General features: G+C 71.0%; 18 protein-coding genes. 6 read left to right on the top strand and 12 right to left on the bottom strand.

Features of this window, described 5'->3' with window-relative positions:
• Positions 1–323: 323 nt before the first annotated feature.
• Complete coding sequence (locus CW359_RS47395; protein ID WP_332874991.1) at positions 324–770, bottom strand: hypothetical protein; 447 nt, start codon at positions 768–770, stop codon at positions 324–326.
• Between CW359_RS47395 and CW359_RS47390 the strand changes: the two genes are divergently transcribed.
• Entirely contained in the window at positions 673–1029 is a 357-nt protein-coding gene (locus CW359_RS47390; protein WP_332874990.1) for a CAP domain-containing protein, read from the top strand. The two genes, CW359_RS47395 and CW359_RS47390, sit on opposite strands and share 98 nt — an antisense overlap.
• 185 nt (positions 1030–1214) lie before the next feature.
• Here CW359_RS47390 and CW359_RS21095 read toward each other — a convergent pair whose 3' ends face one another.
• On the bottom strand, positions 1215–2426 hold the full coding sequence (locus CW359_RS21095) for a L,D-transpeptidase (RefSeq protein WP_105971628.1): 1212 nt from the start codon (positions 2424–2426) through the stop codon (positions 1215–1217).
• A 300-nt stretch (positions 2427–2726) separates the two neighbouring features.
• On the opposite strand from CW359_RS21095, the gene CW359_RS21090 reads away from it, so the two are divergent.
• From CW359_RS21090 to CW359_RS21070, 5 genes are all read left to right on the top strand, one after another.
• The gene (locus tag CW359_RS21090) at positions 2727–3938 is read left to right on the top strand and encodes a lipid II:glycine glycyltransferase FemX (protein ID WP_105971627.1); all 1212 of its coding nucleotides are present in this window, start codon (positions 2727–2729) and stop codon (positions 3936–3938) included.
• Complete coding sequence (murJ, locus tag CW359_RS21085) at positions 3935–5575, top strand: murein biosynthesis integral membrane protein MurJ (RefSeq protein WP_105971626.1); 1641 nt, start codon at positions 3935–3937, stop codon at positions 5573–5575. The genes CW359_RS21090 and murJ overlap by 4 nt, the downstream gene beginning before the upstream one ends.
• 90 nt (positions 5576–5665) lie before the next feature.
• The gene (locus tag CW359_RS21080) at positions 5666–6349 is read left to right on the top strand and encodes a response regulator transcription factor (protein ID WP_105971625.1); all 684 of its coding nucleotides are present in this window, start codon (positions 5666–5668) and stop codon (positions 6347–6349) included.
• The gene (locus CW359_RS21075) at positions 6346–7848 is read left to right on the top strand and encodes a sensor histidine kinase (RefSeq protein ID WP_232838498.1); all 1503 of its coding nucleotides are present in this window, start codon (positions 6346–6348) and stop codon (positions 7846–7848) included. The genes CW359_RS21080 and CW359_RS21075 overlap by 4 nt, the downstream gene beginning before the upstream one ends.
• Positions 7845–8474 carry a hypothetical protein gene (locus tag CW359_RS21070; RefSeq protein ID WP_105971623.1) on the top strand — a complete coding sequence of 210 codons (630 nt, stop codon included), beginning with the start codon at positions 7845–7847 and terminating at the stop codon, positions 8472–8474. The genes CW359_RS21075 and CW359_RS21070 overlap by 4 nt, the downstream gene beginning before the upstream one ends.
• Before the next feature lie 40 nt (positions 8475–8514).
• On the opposite strand, the gene CW359_RS45910 is transcribed toward CW359_RS21070, so the two are convergent.
• The 10 genes from CW359_RS45910 to CW359_RS21025 form a co-directional block, all read right to left on the bottom strand.
• Positions 8515–8685 carry a hypothetical protein gene (locus CW359_RS45910; RefSeq protein WP_198655313.1) on the bottom strand — a complete coding sequence of 57 codons (171 nt, stop codon included), beginning with the start codon at positions 8683–8685 and terminating at the stop codon, positions 8515–8517.
• Positions 8686–8711: 26 nt separating this feature from the next.
• Positions 8712–9068 carry a PRC-barrel domain-containing protein gene (locus CW359_RS21065; RefSeq protein ID WP_105971622.1) on the bottom strand — a complete coding sequence of 119 codons (357 nt, stop codon included), beginning with the start codon at positions 9066–9068 and terminating at the stop codon, positions 8712–8714.
• A 155-nt stretch (positions 9069–9223) separates the two neighbouring features.
• A complete protein-coding gene (locus CW359_RS21060) occupies positions 9224–13198 on the bottom strand; it encodes a CHAT domain-containing protein (protein ID WP_105971621.1) in 3975 nt (1324 codons plus the stop codon).
• Entirely contained in the window at positions 13195–14154 is a 960-nt protein-coding gene (locus CW359_RS21055) for a hypothetical protein (protein WP_105971620.1), read from the bottom strand. The genes CW359_RS21060 and CW359_RS21055 overlap by 4 nt, the downstream gene beginning before the upstream one ends.
• Before the next feature lie 4 nt (positions 14155–14158).
• Positions 14159–15082: an AAA family ATPase gene (locus CW359_RS21050; protein ID WP_105971619.1), complete on the bottom strand. Its 924-nt coding sequence runs from the start codon at positions 15080–15082 to the stop codon at positions 14159–14161.
• 8 nt (positions 15083–15090) lie between these two features.
• The gene (locus CW359_RS21045) at positions 15091–16365 is read right to left on the bottom strand and encodes a toll/interleukin-1 receptor domain-containing protein (RefSeq protein WP_105971618.1); all 1275 of its coding nucleotides are present in this window, start codon (positions 16363–16365) and stop codon (positions 15091–15093) included.
• A 43-nt stretch (positions 16366–16408) separates the two neighbouring features.
• Positions 16409–17644 (bottom strand): hypothetical protein, encoded by a 1236-nt coding sequence (locus CW359_RS21040; RefSeq protein ID WP_157968603.1) that lies wholly within the window; start codon positions 17642–17644, stop codon positions 16409–16411.
• A 406-nt stretch (positions 17645–18050) separates the two neighbouring features.
• Entirely contained in the window at positions 18051–18824 is a 774-nt protein-coding gene (locus CW359_RS21035) for a polysaccharide deacetylase family protein (RefSeq protein WP_105971616.1), read from the bottom strand.
• A gap of 163 nt (positions 18825–18987) precedes the next feature.
• The gene (locus tag CW359_RS21030) at positions 18988–19413 is read right to left on the bottom strand and encodes a GNAT family N-acetyltransferase (RefSeq protein WP_105971615.1); all 426 of its coding nucleotides are present in this window, start codon (positions 19411–19413) and stop codon (positions 18988–18990) included.
• Positions 19410–21140: a methyltransferase gene (locus tag CW359_RS21025; RefSeq protein ID WP_105971614.1), complete on the bottom strand. Its 1731-nt coding sequence runs from the start codon at positions 21138–21140 to the stop codon at positions 19410–19412. Before CW359_RS21025 ends, CW359_RS21030 begins: the two co-directional genes overlap by 4 nt.
• Positions 21141–21163 lie beyond the last annotated feature (23 nt).

Here is a 21163-nt window from a genome sequence, read left to right as displayed (position 1 = left end):
GAAGGGAGGGTGAGGACGGGCCGGTTCCCGCCCTCCCGCCGACCGGACGCCCTGTCAACACCCCCTCCGCCGAACGCCGTTCGGCGGAGGGGGTGTTCGTTGCCCGGCGTGCTCGGCGCTCCCCATAATGACCGGGCTCTGCAGGGCCAAGGCCGGTGAACGGGCTGTGGGGGACCCATTTACCGGCGGTAACCGGACCACTGAAAGAGGCCACGCATGACCGGACGTACGACCAAGCACCGCCAGAAACCGAGACGCCGGAAGATAACCGGCGCGGTCGCCGCTGTGGTGGTCGTGGGCGCCGTGGGCATTCCCACGGCGGCTCAGGCGAGCGGCAGCGATGCGGGCGGCTGGAGCATCGTCTCGTTCTCGTGGTGGGGCTGGGGAAAGCAGACCCCGCCAACACCCCCGAAGCCGTCGAGCACCCCGACCCCGACGGCGTCCCCGACCCCGTCCGCGACCACGCCGGCGACACCGTCCGCGACTCCGAGCGAGTCGCCCGCGAAGGCGACCCCGAGCGCGTCCCCCTCGCCGACGACGGCCACCCCGACGGCAACGCCCACGGCGGGCACGCTGGAGGACCAGACCCCGACGGCGACCCCGAGCAGCACGCCGACGGAGACCACGTCGACCCCGACCGCGGCAGCGACCCCGACGCCCACGGAACGAGTCCTGACCCTGGTCAACGCCGAACGGGCGAAGGCGGGTTGCGCGGCCCTGACGGAGAACGAGAAGCTCACGAAGGCGGCCCAGGACCACAGCCAGGACATGGCGGACCACCAGAACATGTCCCACACCGGCTCGGACGGCTCGTCGATGAGCGACCGCCTGACCCGCGTCGGCTACAAGTTCAGGTCGGCGGGCGAGAACGTGGCGGCGGGCTACACGACGCCGGAGAGCGTCATGGACGGCTGGATGAACAGCTCGGGCCACCGAGCGAACATCCTGAACTGCGGCTTCAAGGAAATAGGCATAGGCCTGGCCCAACCGGGCAACTACTGGACCCAGGACTTCGGCTCAACGAGCTGACTCCCCGGTCCAAACGTGCCCTGCCCTTGGCCCCGGGTCCTTGACCTGGGGCTTCGAGCTGGGGCTTCGAGCTGGGCGGGGCGGCAAGTTGGTCGACGCGGCGCACGGGCGGCGCTGGGACGTCGGGGTCGTCGCCACCCCGCAAGGCCTCGGTTTGCCCAGCTACCTCGACTCCCCCAACTCCCTCAACGCAACGCACTCTTCCCCTGCCAAGCGCCCCACGACAGATTCCACGCCCCGAACCCGTTCCCCGGCGCCACCACCCCCTTCGTGTCCTTGCCCGTGATCTCGAAGGGGTCGCCCGGCCGCACCTGGTCGTAGAACCACGCCGCGTCCGCGTCGCTCATGCCTATGCAGCCCGAGCTGTGGTTGGAGTTGCCGAAGTAGCGGGCGTTCCAGGGGGCCGCGTGGGCGTACATGCCCGACCAGGTCAGGCGCATCGAGTGGTCGACCATCTTGTTGTAGGCGTTGCCCAGGTTCACCGTCTCGGAGTTCATGTTGATCGTGCCCTCCTTGGCCATCAGTACGGCCGTTCCGCGCCAGGAGCGCCGGTCGCCGCCGGGGGTGCCGCCGGAGACCGGGATGGTGCGGATCGTCTTGCCGTCGCGGACCAGGGTGAGTTGGTGGTTGTCCAGGTCGACCTTGGCGATCTGTTGGGCGCCGATGGTGAACGTCGTCGTGTAGTCCCGTACGAACCAGCCGCCCGCCGTGCCCGAGTCCGTGCCGTTCAGGGCGGCGTTCAGGGTGACCTTCGTGCCCGGCTGCCAGTACGTCCGGGGGCGCCAGTCCACCCGGTCCTTGCCCGACCAGTCGGTTATCCAGCCCCAGGAGCCCTCGGTGTCGTTCGAGGTGGTGATGCGCAGCTGCTTCTCCACCTCGGCCCTGTTCTTCACCGGGTTGTCGAAGACCAGGGAGATCGGCTGGGCGACACCGACCGTCGCACCCGCGCCCGGGCGCCAGTCCACCTTGTTCACCTTCTCCGCCGGAGCCGTGGTGAAGGCGGCCTTGGTGGTCGCCGCCTTGCCGCTCCCGGTCGTCCTGGTCGCCGCCGTGACCGTGTAGGCCGCGCCGGGTGCCGCCTTGCGGGCGGAGACCCATGAGCGGCCGTCGGCGGCGACCTTCCCCGTGAGCCGGTGGCCCTCGGCGTCGGTGACCGTCACCGAGGTGAGCCGGCCGCCCGTCGCCCTGACCCGTACCGGGGCGCCCGCCGGGACCCGTTCGCCCGTGGGCGTGACGGTCACCGTCACCGGGCGGTCCGCGACGGTCGGCTTCACCTTCGCGTCCGGCGCGCCGGTAGCGCCGTTCGACGTGCACGCGGCCAGGGTGAGCGGGGCCAGCAGCGCCGTCACGACGGTGGCCCGGACGCGGGCGTTCGTTGATGCGGGTGTGCGAGACATCTGGACCTCCGGGAGGCGGGAGCGAGGTGACAAAGGGTTTGCCGAGTCGGCGGATGTCGTGACTGTAGAGCCGTAAAACCCGAGGTCAGCCGCCTTCGGGCTGTATGACGGCCACTGGTGAGGAACGGTCATGCTCCGGTCACATTCGCCGGACGGAGCGGTCACGGTCGGCTGTGAGCATCCTTTGCGACCCCACGAAAAAGGCCCGCGAAGAGGCCCGCGAAAGGTCTGAGGACAGGCCCGCGAGAAGGCCTGGGACCAGGCCCGCGAAAACGCCCGGGGAGAAGGAGAGGCCAGACTGTGTCAGCGCTGCTCGTGCCGCCCAGCCACCTGCCCCACGCACGGGACCGGGGCGTGGCCCTGCGAACCATCACCGCGGAGACCTACCGCGCCTTCCTCGCGTCCCCCGCCGGGTCCGCCCTCGGCGCCGGATTCCTCCAGTGCCCCTCCTGGGCCGACGTCAAGGAGGGCTGGCGGTCCCAACTCCTCGGCTGGGGACCGGATCCCGAGGCCGGCCGGCTCACCGGCGTCGCCCTCGTGCTGCTGCGCCAGTTCCCCGGCACCCGCAAGTACTTCGCCTACCTCCCCGAGGGACCCGTCGCCGACTGGGCCGACCCCGACCTCGACCGCTGGCTCGGCCCGCTCCTCGACCACCTGCGCCGCACCGGCGCCTTCGCCGTCCGTATCGGCCCCTCGCCCGCCTACCGCCGCTGGGACGCCGCCCTGCTCAAGCCGCTCGCCGGACCCGGCCGCCGCCTCGGCGACGTACTCGCCAGCGAGGTCGACCCCCTCGGCACCGCCGTCGCCGAACGGCTGCGCGCCCGGGGCTGGCGCCGCTGCGGCGGCGACGGCACCGGAGCGGGCGGAACCGGAGGGGACGCTGACGCCCAGCCCCGGCACGTCTTCCAGGTGCCCCTCGCCGGCCGCACCACCGAGGACCTCTGGTCCGGCCTCAACCAGGAATGGCGCCGCAACGTCCGCCGCGCCCAGAAGGAGGGCGTGGAGGTGGTCGTCGGCAGTGCGGCCGAACTCACCGAGTTCCACCGCCTGTTGGGCATCACCGAGCGACGCGACGGCTTCCGCCTCGGCCGCTCCCTCGCCTACTACGAGCGCCAGTACGCCGCCCTCAACGCCGAGGAACCCGGCCGGATGAAGCTGTACCTCGCCCGTCACCGGGGCGAGATCCTCGCCGCCCACACGATGATCACCGTCGGCCGCCGGGCCTGGTACCAGACCGGCGCCTCCGCCGACCACCGCCGCGAGGTCCGCCCCTCCAACGCCCTCCAGTGGCGCATGCTGCTCGACGCCCACGCCCTGGGCGCCGACGTCTACGACATGCGCGGGGTGCCCTCCACCCTCGATCCGGACGTCCGGACGTACGGCTTGCTGCGCTGGAAGCTCGGCACCGGCGGACAGGTCGTCGAGACGCTGGGGGAGTGGGAGCGGCCCCTGGCGGGCAGCGCCAACCACACCCTCCACCGCGCCTTCCAGGCCTACCTGAACCGCCGATGACCCGGACGACCCAGACGACCCCGACCACCACTACGCAGCTGAAGTCGGCGGCGACCCGTGGCGGTGCCGCCATGGCTGTCATGGCCGCGGGCTCGATCGTCTCCCGGGCCACCGGCTTCGCCCGCTCCGCCGTCGTCGCGGCAGCCCTCGGCACCATCGGCCCCGTCGCCGACGGCTACGCGGTCGGCAACGCCCTGCCCACCATCGTCTACGTCCTGCTCCTCGGCGGCGCCCTGAACGCCGTCTTCGTGCCCGAGCTGGTCAGGGCCGCCAAGGAGCACGAGGACGGCGGCGCCGCCTACACCGACCGGCTCGTCACCGTCTGCCTGATCGCCCTGCTGGCGATCACCGCGACCGCCGTCTGGGCGGCCCCCGCGATCGTCGACGCGTACACCGACTACACCGGCCCACAGGCCGCCATGACCACCGCCCTCGCCCGCTACTGCCTCCCCCAGATCCTCTTCCTCGGCCTGTTCACCCTCCTCGGCCAAGTCCTCAACGCCCGGGGCCGGTTCGGCGCCATGATGTGGGCGCCGGTCCTCAACAACCTGGTCGTGATCACCGTGTTCGGCCTGTACCTGGCCCTGGCGATGGGAGGCGGCGACGACACCCTCACCGCCACCGAGACCGCCGTACTCGGCTGGGGCACCACCGCCGGTATCGCCGTCCAGGCCCTCGCCCTCCTCCCCGCCCTGCGCGCGGCCCGCTTCCGCTGGCGCCCCCGTTTCGACTGGCGCGGCAGCGGACTGACCCGCCCGCTGCGCGCGGCGGGCTGGCTGGTGCTGCTGGTCCTCGCCAACCAGGCCGCCTACTGGGTCACCACCCGCCTCGCCACCACCGCGGGCCTCGACGGCGGCCCCGGCTACGGCGCCTACAACAACGCCTACGCCCTGTGGGTCGTACCGCACGGCATCGTCACCGTCTCCGTCGTCACGGCGCTGATGCCCCGGATGAGCGCGGCGGCGGCCGACGGCGACACCGCCGCCGTACGCCGCGACGTCTCGCACGCCCTGCGCGTCTGCGCGTCCGCCGTCGTCCCCGCCGCCTGCGCGCTGTTCGCCCTCGCGCAGCCGGTCATGGCTCTCGTCTTCGGCTACGGCAGGACAGGCGCCGACGACACGACGGCCATGGCGGGCATCCTGATGGCCTTCGCGCCGGGCCTGGTCGCGCTGTCCGGCCAGTACGTCCTGTCCCGCGCCTTCTACGCCCTCTCCGACACCCGTACGCCGTTCCTGCTCAACCTCGTGATCGTCACCCTGAACGCGGGCCTGTCGCTGGCCGCCGCCCACCTCCTGCCCGCCCGCTGGGCCGTGACCGGCATGGCGGCGGCGTACTCCCTCGCCCTGTGCGCGGGCTGGGCGCTGACCGCCCTGGTGCTCAGCCGCCGCCTGGCCGTCAGCCGCCCCCTGCGCACCTCGGCCGTCGGCACCCACGCCCGTCTGCTCCTGGCGGCGGTCCCGGCAACCGCCCTCGGCCACCTGGCGGCCCATGGCATGGCACCATCAGGCCCGCCGGCCGCTGCAACTGCCGGGGCCGCTGCCGTCGTCCTCACCTTCGCCCTGCTCATCCGCCCACTGCGGCTCACCGAACTCGACGCACTGCTCGACGGCGTACGCCGACGACGGCCCCGCACCTGAACACCCCTCCCCATCACGCCCACCCCATCCCACCCCATCCCACCCCACCCCTCCCCATCACCCCCACTCACCACCTAGGGAGAACCACCGATGCCCCGCGTGCTCCTCATCGAGGACGACCCCTCCGTACGCGAAGGGGTCGAACTCGGTCTGCGCCGCCGAGGCCACGACGTACGGGCGGCTGCCACCGGCGAGGCCGGTCTCGTCGCGCTCGCCGAGTTCCGGCCCGACCTGCTCCTGCTCGACCTGATGCTGCCCGGCATGAACGGCGTACAGGTCTGCCGCCAGGTCCGCGAGCGCAGCCAGCTGCCGATCATCATGCTCACCGCGCGCGGCGACGACTTCGACGTCGTCATCGGCCTGGAGGCGGGCGCCGACGACTACATCGTCAAGCCCGCCCGCCCCGAGGTGATCGAGGCCCGCATCCGGGCCGTACTGCGCCGCCTCGACGACGGCGGCACGGGCCGCCCTGCCATCGAGGTGTACGGCGAACTCACCATCGACCGGGCCGGGTTGACCGTCACCAAGGCGGGCCGCCCGCTCGCGCTCGCGCCCTCCGAGCTGAAGCTCCTGCTGCACCTGGCCGCCGCCCCCGAGCAGGTGTTCAGCAGGCAGCAGCTCCTTGAGCACGTCTGGGAGCACAGCTTCCACGCCGACGCCCGGCTGGTCGACGCGTGCGTGGCCCGGCTGCGCGGCAAGATCGAGGACACGGACGGCAGCCCCCGCTACGTCCAGACCCTGCGGGGCTTCGGCTACCGCTTCGGCCCCCTGTGACCGGCGGCTCCCGCCCAGGGCGCCCGCGGATCAGAGCGTTCGGGCTGCGTACGAGGCTGCTGCTGGCGTTCCTGCTGGTCGCCGCCGTCAGCGCGGGCACGACGGCCGCGCTGACCTACCGCGAGGCCCGCAACGCGCTGCTGGAGACCGCCCAGGACACGGCGGTCGCCCACTTCCGTGAGCAGGTCCAGCTGACCGGCTTCGGGCTGCCCGTGGGGGAGGAGGGCATGCAGGACGTGCTGCGGGACATCGCCCGCAAGGGCAAGCCGCACCCCTGGGTGGTGTTCGCCGAGTACGGCTCGATCCGCGTCTCCTCCGGCGAGCACCCGGTGTCCACCGTCATCACGCCCGAACTGCGCCGCAGCGCACGGGCCGCCGGGGTCACCGGGGCCAACCCGCACGGCAGCTTCGAGCGGGTCGTCAAGGACGGCGTCCCCTACCTCACGATCGCCATGCCCACCGTCTTCAAGACCAGCCCGGACAGCGTGCTGCCCACCGGGCTCGTCCTGTACGCCGTCATGCGGCTGACCGACGAGGAGCTGAACGTCGACGCCCTGCTCATGGCCGGCCGTGACGGCGCCCTGCCCGGCCTCGCCGTCGCGCTGGTCCCGGCCCTGGTCGCCGCCCGCAGCGTGCTGCGTCCGGTACGGAAACTGCGCGAGGCGGCCCAGCACATGGGCAGCGGCCGGCTCGACACCAGGATTCCGGTGCGCGGCAGCGACGAACTCGCCGACCTGGCCCGTACCTTCAACGAGACGGCGGCCCAACTGGAGCGTTCGGTGCGGGAGTTGCGCGAGGCGGAGGCGCGCGCCCGCCGCTTCGCCTCCGACGTCTCGCACGAACTGCGTACCCCCCTGGCCGGCATGCTCGCCGTCACCGAGGTGCTCGACGAGGGCGCGGACGACGACGGCCTGGACGCCGACACCGCCCGCGCGGTCCGGCTGGTGAGCGCGGAGACCGGCAAACTCGCCGTGCTGGTCGAGGACTTGATGGAGATCTCCCGCTTCGACGCCCGCGCGGCCGAGCTGAACGCCGACGAGGTGGACGTGGCCGAGGCGATCCGCAAGACCCTCGGCAACCGGCACTGGACCGACGACCGCATCCGCACCGAACTCCCCGAGGGCGTAAGGGCGCGGCTCGACCCGCGCCGCTTCGACGTCGTGATCGCGAACCTGGTCGGCAACGCCCTGCGGCACGGCGGCGCCCCCGTCACCGTGCGCCTGCGCACCGAGACCCGCGCCCAGGGCCCGTCCGTACTGATCACCGACGTCGTGGACAGCGGCCCCGGCATCCGCCCGGAGTCCCTCCCGCACATCTTCGACCGCTTCTACAAGGCCGACGCGGCCCGCACCCGCTCGGCGGGCAGCGGCCTGGGCCTCGCGATCACCCTGGAGAACGTGAAGCTGCACGGCGGAACCATCCACGCCGGGAACCGCCCGGGAGGCGGCGCCGTCTTCGCGGTCGAGATACCGCTGAACGTGGAGGGAGCAGCCGGATGAGACGAGGCGGGGGGCCGGCTGCCGCCACGGCAAAGGCAGCCGTGCGGGCAGCTGTCGCGCTGGCGATGCCGCTGCTGCTCGGCGGCTGCGGCACCGGCATCCCGGAGACCGACGTCATCGAGGCGGGCGCCCCGGCCAGCGTGCAGGCCTTCCTCGACCGCGACCACGACATGGTGCTCTTCTTCCACGCCTCCGACGGCGGCCTGAGCCCCGTGATCCGCTCGACGCGCCCGTCGGCGTCCGAGTTCGGCGGCACCTACTACTACCCGGAAACCGAGAGTGAGAACACCGAGGACGACCCGGGCCCCGTACCGACGGAGCAGATCGTGGCGGAGCTGCTGACCGGCCCGAAGACCGCAGACCTGGCGGCGGGCCTGGCCACGTCCCTCCCGAAGGTCCGCCCCGGCGCGAAGATCGAGGTGGACCGCTCCCGGTCCGGCAGGATCACCACCCTCCTGCCCTTCCCCCTCAGACCCCTGAACAGCACGGCTCTACGCCAGCTGACCTGCACGATCGCCTACGGTCAGGACCCGGACGGCCGGATCGCCGTGGAGCTGCGGGGCCAGGACGGCACGACAAGGTCGGGCACCTGCGACGTAACGCCTGCGGTAGCCGCCGGGCGGTAGGAGCGGTAGGAGCAGTAGGGGCAGTAGGAGTCGCCGTCCGTCAACGAACGGGCCGCCGCCGGGCCCGCCGGGACAGCCGCGCCCCGAAGAACACTAGATCGGCGGCGAAGATCACGATCCCGACGGCCAGGAGAATCCCCAGCCCGTCCGCGACCGTCCCGATGATTCCCAGGACAACGGCCACGAGAACCAGCAGAAGAAAGAGCGCCATCACACCGGACCACCTCCTCCGTACGTTCAGCGACGGGCGAGCTGCCGTTCGCCCCCGGCGCCCGGCCGGTAGGTCATGCCGTAGTGCAGGAAGATCTCCTCCTCCTGCTCGGCGGGCAGCACGTCGTCCGTACCGATCGACGGGGCCTTGCGCACCTGCCCCTTGTCGTAGGCGACCTGGACGTACCCCGGCCCGAGGACCACGTCGTCGAGCGGGACGAAGACCAGCCGGTGACGGGTGGGCAGCCCGGTCCGGACGGTGGCCATGGCGGGTTCGTCGGTGGCCGTGTCCACGTACACCGCTTCGAGCATCCCGATCCGCCGCTGCTTGACGTCGACCACGTCCTGGTTGCGCCACTCACGGATGTCGGCTGAACGGATCATGCCCTGCTCCTGTCTGCGCGGACGCCGACGACGGATGGACCCAGTCGTCATGTCATCGTATGGCGGAAACGGGCGGTCGGCATGGAACGGGTTCGGGCCTCTGCGACGGCCAACGGCCGCATGTCTGTCACAGCTGACAGCTGATGGCAGGCGGCTCAGGGGCCCAGGTGCACCACGTTGGCAGAGGCGAGCGAGCGAGGGTGGGAAGTGGCGAGGGCCTGCTGTGTGGCTGTGTGAAGGGCGCGCGCCGCGTTTTCCGGACGAAGCCGTCCGACGGAGTCCACGAGCAACTCGTACACCTGAACCGCGATGCGCGTGGATTCCCTGTCCGTGATCATGCCCAGTACCCCGATCACATGGCGGTATCCGGCGGCCTGGAAGGACGCGGCGATCGTCCATCCCCCGCTTTCGAATCCCCGGTCGTCGCCCGCCGTTTCGCAGGCGGCGAGATAGGCCAGTGCCCCGTCGGCCAAGAGATTCTGCGGAAGGTGCCGCCAGTCGAGTCCTTCGCCGGCGGCGAACTGCAGTTGGGGGACGCCGTGTTGGAGGTGGGCGTGCCCGGTGAAGTGGAAGAAGGAGTAATCGGCGAGTCGCATGGCGACATTCGAGACCGTGGCCTCTGGACCACGAAGGACGTGAGCGTCGGGAACGATTCCCTGGATCACGTCGACCTCCGTCGCCCCATACCGCAGCCCCTCCTCCGCGAGCACCAGAAGCATTCGCTGCTCCTGGCTCTTGCCCTGGTGCCTCTCGCGGTTTCGCGCGGTCATGAGCGCTTCGAGACTGGGCGTATAGGAGTGGACCGCATGGTCCAGGGCTGTTCTCTCGGGCTGTCCCGCCACGTGAAGGGGAAGCACCGTGAACGGGCCGGTGGGACACCACCAGATCCGGGGGAGGAAGTCGGACGGGATCAGGCTGTGCGTCCGTGAGTCCGGCGCCCTGGACACCGACCTGTCGGGGTCGGACATGGCGGGGCTGAACGTGGTGGGGTCGGCGAGCCCGAGAGCGGAGAGGACCGGCCACACCGTGGTCTCCCACAACCAGCCGAGTACGCCCCAGGCCTCGCCGTCGTCCGGCAGCCCCGGGCTTCTGGCCCAGGCACGGTGATACCGACGCGCCTGGTCTGTCAGCTCGGCCAGGCTCAGGTTCGGCAGCGGGAGTGCAGACACCCCTTTGCGGGTCACGAGCAGTGCGTCGCAGCGGCGCGCGACGGCGCTGAGCACGACGACGGGTCCCTCGCGTGCCGCCGTGATCATCCGGTCGGCGGTCAGCGGGGCGAGGAAGGACTCGAAGCCGGGAACGGCCCGGACCGCTTCGACCAGATGGGCCATCCGGGCCTGCAGGGGGCCTCTTTGCCGGAAAGCCACCTTGTCGGCGGGGCCGTTGTCCAGGTGGAGCAGCGTCCACAGCCACCGGAGCTCCGTGGCGAGACTCGGCGCGGCTCTGGTCAGCCGGTCCACCTCGGCATGGGAGTCCATGGTCCACGCCGACAGCAGAACGCTCCGCTGTTCGAGGAACTCCAGCGCGCGCTCCGGTTCTCCCTCCTCGATCGCGCAGGCCGCGGCTTCCCGGCTCCGCTCCTCCCAGGCCCTGATGATGGCTCCGCGTTCGCCGCCGGGCAGCAGCAGGACCGGCGGGAGCTCCTTGGTGACGGTTTCGTAGCTTTGGACGACCTCGTCGTGGAGGCCCATTCGCATCGCGAGGCTTCCCCAGAGCAGTGCGGCCCGCAGCCGTTGCAGCGGCTGCGCGAACGGTTCACGGGCGATCAGCCTCGCGTCGTCCGCCGCAGGCCTGATCCATGAGTCGGACGAGTCCGCCATACGCGAGATCACCTCGCCCCTGGCCAGCAGCGCGGACGCCAGCATGGCGTACACGTGCTCAGAGGCGGAGACCTCCTCCAGTACGGAGTCCAGCTCGGTGAGTCCGCTGGCGAGGGCGGCGTGCGAACCGTCGATCGTGTGCACTTCGAGCAGGGCGGACGCGTAGCCGGTGACCCAGGCCACATGCTGGGCGGAGGTGACACGAGGACCACTCGCCCTCGCTTCCCGGAAGCTGGTGACGGCCCTGTGCAGGAAGTCGATGTCCATGGTCGCCCGGTACTGCAAGAACTGGCACTCGGCCTCCTGTACGAGCGCCGTGTACCGGTACGGGAGTCCGGTGTCGGGTAGGTCGTCGGTGACGACCTCCATGGAGGCGTCGATGGCCCGGTCGAGGTCGGACACGTCGCCTCCCTGCCGGAACCTGTCGAGCAGACACCGAGTCAGGCTGTTGTACGCGGCCTTCCGCCAGGGCGACATCCTGGGCAGGGACTTGACCGCTTGTTCGGTACGGGTCACGGCCTCGGCGAGTTCTGCCGGGTCGCCCGACAGGGCGAACGACACGCGCAGCACATCGGCGCGCGCGATCCGTAGCCGGGCCAGGCGGAGACGGTCGCCCGGAGGGCTGAGAGTCATTGCCGACAGTGAGTCCTCCAGCGCGTCGGCGAGTGCCACCTGTGAGCCGGTCGCCCAGAACCGGGCAAGGTTCACGGCGGCGACGGTGGCTGCCCGTTCGGACTGGACGGCTCTGGGTTCCTCGGCCGTCGAGCGGCGACGGGCCAGCCACTCCGCACGATCGAGGTCCTCGGGACTCCCTGTCGTCCTGTGGTGAGCCACGAGGATCTGTGCCAGCGGCAGTGCCGAGGCCTCCGGGGAGTCAGCGGTCCTGGAGGCTTCCGCGGCGAGTGCCATCGCGCGCCGCGGAATCCCCTCGTGCTGTTCGACCTCGTGGAGAACCACATACGTCCGCAGCAACTCGGAGACGAGCTGCTGGGTGTCGACCCCGCTCGCCGACAGCCGGTCCAAGGGCCTTTCGAGGGTGTCCACGGACCTGTCCAGCTGAGCCGGCTCACCCGTGTGGGAGAACAGCTCACGGAAGGCGGCGCCGAGCACGGACCTGACGCGTACGACCGTTTCGGGGTCCGCGGTGTCGAGCAGGTCCTGGCCGATCCGGACAGCCAGCTCAAGCGGCTTCCGGGTGCCGTGCCGGAAGCCCTGGAGGTACGCGGCCTCTGCGGCCTCCGCGCCCAGCTCGGGGAAGACGGCCAGGTCGTATCCGACCGCCACGACACGCTCGGCCAGATCGAATGCCTCGCGCAGGGCTGCGAGGTCGTCCTCCAGGCGGAACCGGTGGACAAGGTCTTGCATCGCCCAGGTCAGTGGCACAACCACCTCGGGCCGTGGATCGGGGCCGAGGAGGTTGCGCAGCAGCTGGTAGTCGGAACTCCCGGTCCGTTGCGAAGGCTGGGCCGGCCGATCCAGCTCGTAGACATGCCCGGCACCCGTGCGGAGGTCGACCCGCCCGAGCCCCACCTCGACGCGGACGACCGCGGTCGCGTCGACCCGAACTGTCCGGGTGCTGGAGCCTGTGACGACCTCGACGACGCGCGGATGGGTGTCGGGGACGAGGATCTCGGCTGCGGATGTCCCGCGTACGTCTCCCAGCAGCAGCGCGGACCCCTCGCGCTGGACGCCGAGCCGGGCCTCCCCGACGGCCGTGGCGATGGACGAGACGGTGGTGAGGGTGAGTTCCGGCGCCGTACCCGGGTCGAGGGACGGGACGTGGGGGCGGGCCGCGTTGGCGAGACTCCAGGCGGTGGTGGTCGCACGGGTCTCGACGGGCAGTCTCGTCCACGCCTCCGCGAACCAGCCGGCCAGGCCGGAGCGGTTCTCCCGTACCAGGGCGTGCAAGGCCCGGTTGAGGTGCTGGGCCGCGGCCTCGGTGTCTCCGGTCAGCGTGCTCCAGGTGACCTGTTCCTCCAGGAGCAGCGCCGGGGACAGGCCGCGGTGCACCTCCGTGACGATGTCGATGATCTCCCGGAGACGCGGATCGGTCTCCAGCCGCTGTACGAGACCGGCGCGCAGGTAGGGCAGGCACTCCGGGAGGAGCGCGATGGCCTCGGGCGTACGGGCGCCCACCCAGTCGCAGAACCACAGGTCGGCCTCGGCGCCGACATCCAGGTGCGGCAGCAGCCGGAGTCGGACCGCGCGGATCAGTTCGGGTTCGATACGGGTGGCGATGCTCAGGAGAGTGGCCAGCTCCAGTGCTCCTGCCGGGGGCGGGGGCGGCAGGTCCTGCGGTCGTGCCGTCATCGCACCCTCACCTTTGTGCGGCTCGCGGTGGTGGTGCGGTCCCAACTGACCAGTGGCAGCAGCCTCGTCATCCACCCCGGCCAGCGTTCGGGCGGATACGGCGAGAGCGCGACGACGCTGCAACCGGCCCGGGTGACCAGACCGACGAATTCCTCCCAGTCGGTCCGGAGGGCGCGGTGAGGGTTGTCAGGCGGGCCACCGAGCCCGAGATCCGAGAGCAGCAGGATGCGCCTGCCCGCCTCGGGAGGGGTGTACGCGGTGCGCGTCCAGCGGGCGCCGGGCCCCGTGCCGTGCTGGGGCAGATCGGAGAAGTAGCCCACCTCCACCAGACCGGACCCGACCACCGTACGGATCTGACCGACGAGCTGGTCCTGATCGCGGCGGAACGGCTGCATACCGACGCCTCGGTCGACCAGCACCTGGACGCCGTACCGCAGGGTGGGCACGGGGCGGCGGGGCAGTCGTGCCACCGGACGTCCGTGGGCGAGCGTGTCGATCAGCGCCGGAATGTCCACGGGGCCCTCGCGCACCTGCAAGGAGAGCATGGCGCGAAGGATCGCGCTGGTCCAGCGCGGGACGAGTAGGGGCAGGTGCGGGAGCGGAACACGCTCCGCTGTCGGTCTGGCGAGCGGCTCCACCGGATCGCGCGGCACGCCCGTGCTCTCGACACGTGCCGGACGGAGCAGCGGCAACTCCGCCGTCACGTCCGCGGCCTCGTTCCGGTCCTCGTCGTCGGGACCGGGTGTCCGTTCGTCGGCGGGCCTCGCGTCGGGTTCCTCCCGGACGGCCTCGGCCGGACGCTCCGGTGCGGGAGGACGTACCGGGGGCGGGACATCGACGGTGCGGGGCACGCCGCCGGCCAGTCCCAGCATCTCCAGGACCTGTTCCCGCTCGCGCTCGGTCCGCGCCACCTTCAGGGCCCGGACGACATCGGCCGCCCAGATCTGCGGACGCATCGCGTCACCGCTCCCGCTGCGGGGACTTGGCCAGCGTCAGACTGCGGACGAGGGGCCACTGCGGATGGCCCGGCCCGAGGCCGAGCGCACGGCAGGCGCGCAGGGCGTCCAGGTACTCGGCGGTGCTGGGCAGGCGCTCGCGCCGGTCGCCCACGTCCGTCCGTGCCTTCATCAGCTCATCGGCGAGCGCATGGGCGAGGTCCACCGTCTGCTGGTCGAGGTCCACTCCCTCTTCCCGCAGATGCAGCGCCGCGATCCTCATCAGACTCGCGTGGGTCGGGTCGGGCAGGGTGAAGGTGATACAGCGCCGTAGGAACGCCTGCGGCAGTTCACGTTCCCCGTTGGTGGTGATGACGATCAGCGGCGTGCCGGCGCCTGGCTCGCGGCGGACGGGCGTCCCGGTCTCGGCGACGGTGAACTCCTGCGAACCCAGCGGCACCAGCAGGCTGTTGGGCACGTCCGGGTCGGCCTTGTCGATCTCGTCGATGAGGACGACGGCACCCTTCGTCAGGTGCTGCCGGTAGAACCGGTCGAGCGGATCGTGCCGGTGGCGCGGCCTGAGGAGACCGCCGCGGGTGTGGGCCGACTCGGGGGCGAGCGACCACCACAGGACACCGGGGTCGATGTAGTCGCCGTCGTTCAGCATGCCGCGGTGGGTCTGCGCGTCGGCCAGCCTGCGCACGCTGTCGAACGTCCACAGCAGGTCGGTGGCCTGGGTGCGGGACGTGACCACGTGCTCGTAGTACCGCATGTCGTTGGCGCGGGCGTAGAACGGGGCGAGGGACGACTTGCCCGACCCGGGGTCCCCGCTCAGCAGCAGGGGCCGGTCGGTGGCCAGCGCGACATCGATGGCCAGTCCGAGGCCGTCCGGCATGTCGTAGACCCGGCCGTCCCTGGAGTCGGGACCGTACGAGACGGGATCGGTCACGAGGGCTCCTATGGGTACATACCGGCTAGATGTTCGTGCTTCTTGCTGAGGCGGTTGTTGCGGAGCTTCGCCGTCTTTTCGTCCTGTGCCGTGAGCAGGGGTCGCAGCAGCACGGCGTCCTGGAAGGCTGCCAGGACCTGGTCGTCCGGCTCCGGCGTGCCTGTCGCCACCAGGACGATCAGCCAGGAGAAGGCCTCGTGCAATCGCTTGACGGCCGCTGCGAACTCGGCGTCGGGCGGGCAGAGTTCGTTGATGACAAGATAGTGGGTCCGCTTGTCGACATCGTGGGGCAGGACTCGGTCCTCGTCGGCGTCGGCCTCGAAGAACTCCCGCCACACCGCGGTCTCCCACAGGCGGAACCGCTCTCCGACCCGGTCCTCGCCCAGCGGCAGACTGCCGATCGACTTCATTTCGAAGCCGTGGGAGACGGCGCAGGTGGCTCGCCGTATGTACTGTTCGGCGGTGCCGGTAGCCCGGGCGTTGAGCAGGACCGTCATCCTGTGGGGCGGGCTGTCCGGTTCCGGGAGCAGACCGCGGGCGGCTTCCTCGTCTACCCAGGTGGGGGCCAGCTCGGCGGCCAGTCGGCGGAGGGTGCCGTCGGTCAGCGCCGGGGCGAGGACGTTGAAGGCATCCTCCATCCGGTCGGGCGGAGCCACCAGGAACTGGTGGGCCAGGAACAGACAGCCGCCGTGCCGACCGGTGACATCGGCCGGGTACTCGTTCTCGGCCTTGAGGGCCCTCGCGGTGTCGACCAACAGGCTGGACCGCTGCTGGGCCTCGGAGAGGTACAGGGCCATGCGCCCGAGCCACTTGCCCATGGGATCGTCGCCCGTGGCCGCTTCGGGCAGCTTGGCGAACTCATTCAGAATTTTGTCGCAGAGGGTTTTGACATCCGGCTGTTCGTCCCGCGGGGTCCGGGCGTACTGGATAGGCCCCAGCTCGGCCAGTCCGGCGGTCTTGACGTCCTTGGTCTGTAGCCCGTCCAGCAGGACCGGTATCACGAGCAGAGGTGAGCCGAGCGCTTTTCGCCACAGCAGGATGTTGACCTCGCGCTGTACCCAGGTGGACTTCAGTGCCTTCGCGTTGAGCAGAACGACAGCCGCGTCACAGCGGGCGAGCCAGCAGACGATCTCGGGGTACCACTCGGCGCCGGGCCGGATGTCCGACTCGTCCACCAGCGGGGTGTGGTTCAACTCCGTCTTGAGACGCTCTTCGATCTCTTTCAGGACAGCCATGGCGAACGTGTCGCCCCGGGCGCTATGACTGATGAAGACTTCCCCCACGACGCCGATTGTGATCCATCGTCAGCCGTCGTGGGGGAAAGTCTCACAAACCCGCGTCGAACTCGGGCTTGGCGACGATGATCCGCCAGCGGCGCAGCTCCTCCGTGAGCGTCGATTCGACGCGGACTGCCAAGGCCCGGAAGGAGACCGCGAGTTCCGGGCCGACGGGCTCGGCGAGCAGTTTGCGGAGCGTGTTCTCGTGCCCCAGCAGTTCCTGGCGGGTCTCCTGGTACGAGACGGCCAGTCGCTGGGCGGCGAGCAGGTTCTGCACGGCCAGCACCGTGTTGCACAGGGGCGGCAGCCCCGCGGCGAGCAGGGCGATGACCGAGGCGACCACCGACGGCTCGTCCCCGTTCCGGCCCGACAGCAGGAGCGCGGCATAGGCGAGGGCGATGACCACGGCTGCCAGGACCGCGCCCTTGGCGACTCTGCCGAGGATGCTCTCGGTACGCCCGCACTTCTCGGTGGCCAGCTCGAAGAACAGCCCCTGGCGCCTGATCCGGTAGTCGAGGTAGGTGCTCATCCGTTCGGTGATGTCGGAACCGGCGACACCGGGCAGGCGCCGGACCTCGTCCTGCCAGTGGCTCTCCGAGCCGTCCGGGTGCCGGTCCGCGAGGCGGGCGAATCCGTCGAGCTCGGTCGGGCCTGCCGCGGCGAGCAGGTTCAGCCTGGCGTCCCGTATCCGCTCCGCCTCTTCGTCGGACTTGCCCAGATAGGGCCCGACGGCCGTGAGGAGGAGGAACATCTCACGGCGGAAGAACTCGGCCCTGATCCGGCTGGTGACCCAGGGACGGGACGGCTCCTGTTCGGTCCACACCGTCCAGACCATGGAGACGAGAAGCAGGCATTCAGCGAGGACGAAGCCCAGTCCCAGGTCGCTGCCGTGCTGGAGGAACACGGTCTGGACGGTCAGGAACACCACCGCCAGCGCGGGCAGCACGGCGAGGCGGATGCCGGTCGCCCGGAACCGCCCTTGCTGGTCCACCGGAGTGTCTCCCGCCGGACGCGCCACGATGTTCGGGTAGTCGATCGGTCTGCGCACCTCGGGCGCGGGGGCCCAGGCCGTACGTCGAGGCCTGCCTGCCCTGCGCCGTCGACGGTGAGCCCACTCCCTGCCGAGCAGATATCCGCTCTCCAGGAGAACCAGCAGCCAGAGCGCTCCGACCACCGGCAGCGCGATGACCATCACCGACACTCGGGTCAGCAGGGCTGCCGTCGTCCAGGCCGCCAAGACGACTGAAACACCGACAACAACCTGAATCCGCCTGGCAGTTCCCATGATTCCCCCCACCTCCACGGTGCGGAGGGTGAGACTACCGATGAGCCGTCAGTTCTGCCGCACGACGGCGGTGGTGCGCGCGGGATGTGCCTCGATACGGAGTGCCTGTCCGGTGGCGAGGTGAACACCTGGATCGTCGGACTGGCACTTCGGCGTCGGTGAGGGCTTGGACCACGGCGTCACGCAGCTCGGTGGTGTGCTTGCCTCGCTGCCTGCCCTGACCAGCTGTGTCGGCAGGCCAAAGCCCTCGCCACGCGACCAGTTCTCGAAGTGGAGGAGCGCGGTTTCGGATGCGAGTGATGTCCGGCATGGTTGCTTCGAGCCGCTCGCGGGCCCGCTCCAGCGTCTGCGCCACGATGGGATCGACACCGAGGTCGGCGAGCGCGCGCTGCTCCATCCCCCTGGTTCAGCGCACCGGGAACCCGAACGAATACCCCTCTGCCTTGAGCAGCGGCAGCACCCGCCGCAGTGCCTCCACCGTCTGGGAGCGGTCGCCGCCCGCGTCGTGGAAGAGGAGGGTCGGGCCGTTCGGCAGTTCCCGTTCGACCGTCGCGACGATGGCGTCCGCGCCCGGCTGTTCGAAGTCCTTCGTGTCGACGTTCCAGCCCAGCGGGCGCATGCCGTGGGAGGCGGCGAGCTTGCGGCTGTAGGGGGTGAAGGCGCCGCCGGGGGCGCGGTAGTACATCGGGCGTACGCCGCCCGACGCCTCGGTGATCATGCGTTCGGCGTCGAGGATCTGCTGCGACTGGTAGGCCTCGGACTTCTTGTCCATCGTCGTGTCGTGCGACACCGAGTGGTCGCACAGCCGGTGCCCGGCCGCGACCACGTCCTTCACCAGCTCGGGGTGCGCCTGTGCCTGCGTCCCCACGATGCAGAACGTCGCCTTCACCCCGAACTCCTTGAGCACGTCGAGGACTTGGGGCGTCCACTCGGGGTCGGGGCCGTCGTCGATGGTGATGTTGACGCCGCGTGCGCCCGCGTCCGAGGCGTGCGCGATGGTCACCGCGACCGGCTTCACGGCGGTGGCCGGCTCGGCCGGTGCGCTCGCCTTCGCGGACGGACCGCCCACGGCGCCGGCCTGCGCGGTCCACACCGACGCGCCGGTGGCGAGCAGCGTCACCCCGAGCGCCGCGCCGAGCACCTTGCCGTACCAGCCCCGACCGCCACCGTGCCGCGCCATGTCCGCCCCGCTTTCCCGCAGTTCCTCGCCGACCCCTCGGTCACTTCGCGACCAACTGGCATGACGAGGAACAGGGGCCACAGGATGCGTCCGTTACCGATCACGGACAATCCCGGTGTGGTTCCCGGACAACGGGGGGGAACAGCGGGCGTCATCACGTCAATCACGTCATCACGCGGTACATGCCGATCGAGCCGTGGCTGGCGGTGTCGGCGAAGCCGAACTTCTCGTAGAGGAAGCGGGCGGGGCCGTCCGCGATGAGCGAGACGTACGCGGTCGCGGGCGCCCGGCGCTCCAACTCCCCGGTCAGCGCTGCCATGATGCGCCTGCCGAGCCCCCGCCCCTGGTGCGCGGGGTGCACGCAGACGTCGACGATCTGGAACGCCGTACCGCCGTCCCCGATGATCCGCCCCATGCCGATGGGCTCGCCCCCGTGACTCAGGACCACGCCGAACCAGGTGTGGGGCAGGGCGAGTTCGACCGCCTCGGGGGACTTGTCCGAGAGGCCGGCGTCGGTCCGCAGACGGCGGAACACCTCGACGGAAGGGACGCCGGCACTCAGTTCGTAAGGGTTATCGGTGCTCGTCATGCATTACATACTGCCTGACCGGGCCGTACCGACGCCCGTACCCCCTCTGCCTTCCGCACGTGCAGCACATTGCCGTCCAGCGGCAGCGGTGAACGGCCCACCAGGGCGAGCCCCGCGTCGGCGAACAGCCGGTCGTAGTGCCCGAGTTGGCGTTCTCGTCCGCCGACGTTGCACATCATGTGGAGGTCCCACGCGGTCGCCAGCGAGACCGAGCCGTCGGCGGGCAGGACGCGTTCGACGACGAGCAGATCGGCGTGGTCCGGCATCGCGCGGGCGCAGTGGCGCAGGATCTCGCGGCAGCGGTCGTCGTCCCAGTCGTGCAGGACGCGGGCCAGGACGTACACGTCACCGCCGGGCGGTACGTCCGCGAAGTCGCCGGTGACGAAGGCGCACCGGGCGCCGTGGCCGGCCTCCGCCAGCCGCAGCCGGGCCGCCTCGACGGCGTGCGGGCGCTCCAGCAGGACCCCGTTCAGGCCGGGGTGCGCGGCGAGGACGCGGCCGAGCAACTCCCCGTTGCCGCCCGCGATGTCGACCACCGTGGCCCCGGCGGGCGCCTCGGCCGCCGCGACGAGCGCCGGGTGCGTGGGGACCGGGTCGAACATGGCGGACCCGGCGGCCATCGACTGGTCGAAGAGTTCGGCGAGTCGGGGATCGCGGGCGAAGTGGTCGAAGTGGTTCTCGCCGAAGAGGTGCTCGAAGGCGACCTCTCCGGTGCGTACGGTGTGCCCGAGCCCGGCGAAGGACTCGTAGAACGGGCCGCCGTACATCAGCGCCAGCGCCCGCATCGAGCCCGGGGCCCCGGTCCGCAGCAGGGCGCCCGTCTCGGTGAGCCGGAAGCCGTCCCGGCCCTCCGTGACCGCGCCGAGCATCGCGAGATAGCGCAGCAGGGTCGCCAGATTCCCGGGCCGCGCGCCGACCTCCCGCGCCAGTTCCTCGACGTCGGTCCCGCGCCCGACCTCCATGGCGTCGGGCACCCGCAGCTGGGTGAACGCGGCCAGCGCCTGCGTCGTCCAGGCCCCGGTCAGCAGGCGCAGGAGCGTTTCGGCTGGTTGCCGGGCGCGGTGTTCGTCGAGATGCGCGGCGAGTACGTCGCGGTGGTCGCCGGGGACGTACAGCTCGACGCGCCGGTAGCCGACCTTGGCCTCGGCGGGGGCGCCGAAGTAGAAGACCGTGCCGTTCTCGTGCGGGTTGTAGCCGCCGCCGTCCGGGACGGCCCCGTACCGCGCGAAGGTCGCGCACAGGCCGCGCAGCAGCAGCGGATCGGGCGATACGACGTCGAAGGCGACGTGCGTCTCGTGCTGCAGCTCGCGCTCGTGCACGGCGATCGGATCGAGGCCCGAACCCGGCGGCACGGTCAGCGCGAACACCTCGACCATCCGGTCCGCCCCGTCCGCGCCTACCACGGCCGGCCGCAGGATGCCGACGTCCAGCTCGGCCGCCCGCCGCCGGTGTCGTACGGCGAGCCGCTCCCGTACGACGACACTCGGCCGCGCGGGCAGGGCCGCGACGAGCCCGCAGTCGCCGAGCATGGCGCCCAACTCGGCCTCGTCGGACGGGAAGACGAGCAGCGCGGCGTGCGAGAAGCGGCAGTGCTCCACGAGAGTGCGCAGCTCGGGACCGTCGAGCCCGGGGAACAGCAGCGGCAGCAGGGCGGCGGTGTCCTGCTCCCTGACGAAGTCGACGGTCGCGAGCAGGCGGGACGTGTCGCCCGACAACGTCGTGATCATTGCGGGGTTCCTCATTCGGTTGG

The organism is Streptomyces geranii (genome assembly GCF_002954775.1).
GTDB lineage: Bacteria > Actinomycetota > Actinomycetes > Streptomycetales > Streptomycetaceae > Streptomyces > Streptomyces geranii.
The sequence above is the reverse complement of the archived record's forward strand: the minus strand, read 5'-3'. Positions and strand labels throughout refer to the sequence as shown.

What these genes read in the sequence shown, in the direction of transcription:
- CW359_RS21060 (WP_105971621.1), bottom strand. Translation starts at nt 13,198, where the DNA reads ATGACGGCACGACCGCAGGACCTGCCGCCCCCGCCCCCGGCAGGAGCA.
- CW359_RS21080 (WP_105971625.1), top strand. Translation starts at nt 5,666, where the DNA reads ATGCCCCGCGTGCTCCTCATCGAGGACGACCCCTCCGTACGCGAAGGG.
- CW359_RS45910 (WP_198655313.1), bottom strand. Translation starts at nt 8,685, where the DNA reads ATGGCGCTCTTTCTTCTGCTGGTTCTCGTGGCCGTTGTCCTGGGAATC.
- CW359_RS21055 (WP_105971620.1), bottom strand. Translation starts at nt 14,154, where the DNA reads ATGCGTCCGCAGATCTGGGCGGCCGATGTCGTCCGGGCCCTGAAGGTG.
- CW359_RS21070 (WP_105971623.1), top strand. Translation starts at nt 7,845, where the DNA reads ATGAGACGAGGCGGGGGGCCGGCTGCCGCCACGGCAAAGGCAGCCGTG.
- CW359_RS21065 (WP_105971622.1), bottom strand. Translation starts at nt 9,068, where the DNA reads ATGATCCGTTCAGCCGACATCCGTGAGTGGCGCAACCAGGACGTGGTC.
- CW359_RS21035 (WP_105971616.1), bottom strand. Translation starts at nt 18,824, where the DNA reads ATGGCGCGGCACGGTGGCGGTCGGGGCTGGTACGGCAAGGTGCTCGGC.
- CW359_RS21040 (WP_157968603.1), bottom strand. Translation starts at nt 17,644, where the DNA reads ATGGGAACTGCCAGGCGGATTCAGGTTGTTGTCGGTGTTTCAGTCGTC.
- CW359_RS21095 (WP_105971628.1), bottom strand. Translation starts at nt 2,426, where the DNA reads ATGTCTCGCACACCCGCATCAACGAACGCCCGCGTCCGGGCCACCGTC.
- CW359_RS21030 (WP_105971615.1), bottom strand. Translation starts at nt 19,413, where the DNA reads ATGACGAGCACCGATAACCCTTACGAACTGAGTGCCGGCGTCCCTTCC.
- murJ (WP_105971626.1), top strand. Translation starts at nt 3,935, where the DNA reads ATGACCCGGACGACCCAGACGACCCCGACCACCACTACGCAGCTGAAG.
- CW359_RS21025 (WP_105971614.1), bottom strand. Translation starts at nt 21,140, where the DNA reads ATGATCACGACGTTGTCGGGCGACACGTCCCGCCTGCTCGCGACCGTC.
- CW359_RS47395 (WP_332874991.1), bottom strand. Translation starts at nt 770, where the DNA reads ATGTCCTGGCTGTGGTCCTGGGCCGCCTTCGTGAGCTTCTCGTTCTCC.